Annotated in this window: 1 protein-coding gene; it reads left to right on the forward strand. The window is 56.6% G+C overall.

Annotated elements, in window-relative coordinates:
• Positions 1-201 (forward strand): hypothetical protein (locus tag M3090_RS15695; protein WP_249057818.1); only part of this gene is annotated, 201 nt, incomplete at its 5' end.
• Positions 202-357 lie beyond the last annotated feature (156 nt).

Raw genomic sequence — 357 nt, forward strand, 5'->3', positions numbered from 1 at the left:
CAAGATGTGTCCACCTTGCAGCAGACGAAGGCGCATCTGACCTGCGCCATTGATGTATTGAGCCATCCGGAGGAATGCTCGCCGGAACAGCGGCTGGATGCCGTGCGCACGTTGAACAGCCTCGTGGCGGCATTGAGCGTGCATGACGACGACCATTACAATGCCTTCGACTCCGCCCTCGAAGGCGGCAACGTGCAATAACGGGCGGGTCGGACAAGCGTAAAAGCCTACCTTGGCGACAAAACCGGTCAAGGAAAGGTGGCGTATGGGATATGGTGTGATGATTGGGTTCATCACGCTTGACCATGCGGCATGTTTCTACGGTTTTGCGTAGGCGGCAAGGGTATTTCCATTCCC

The organism is Bacteroides sp. ET71, from assembly GCF_023336905.1.
GTDB lineage: Bacteria > Bacteroidota > Bacteroidia > Bacteroidales > Bacteroidaceae > Bacteroides.